The sequence below is a fragment of the Flavobacterium sp. ACAM 123 genome (assembly GCF_000264055.1).
In the GTDB taxonomy this organism is placed as follows: domain Bacteria; phylum Bacteroidota; class Bacteroidia; order Flavobacteriales; family Flavobacteriaceae; genus Flavobacterium.
The window spans coordinates 1-333 of record NZ_AJXL01000264.1 but is presented as its reverse complement, the minus strand read 5'-3'; the positions used below and the strand labels follow the sequence as shown (position 1 = coordinate 333).

Sequence of the window (333 nt, the reverse complement as noted above, 5' to 3'; positions counted from 1 at the left end):
TAAATTAGAACACAAAGCTTCTAAATTAGAAGATAAAGCTTCAAACTTAGAAGATAAAGCTTCTAGGTTAGAAGAACGAGTTGAAGAACTTCAACGTTTAGTAGAATTACTACGCCGTATGCAGTTTGGTCAAAAACGAGAGCGTTTTGAAGATCCTTCTCAAACTACTTTACCTTTAGATCTAGAACAAGAGCTTCTGGAAGAACAAGAAGCGATTATCAAAGAAGAAATTACTTATTCTCGTTCTAAAAAGAAACATCCAGGCAGGGCTAAACTTCCGGATCATTTACCAGTTGAAGAAATCGAGATTTACCCTGAAGGAGATTTGTCTGA

Annotated in this window: 1 pseudogene; it reads left to right on the top strand. The window is 35.7% G+C overall.

What is annotated here, in order from left to right:
• Nucleotides 1-333, top strand: a pseudogene (locus A3SG_RS20565) (IS66 family transposase); the annotation flags it as partial.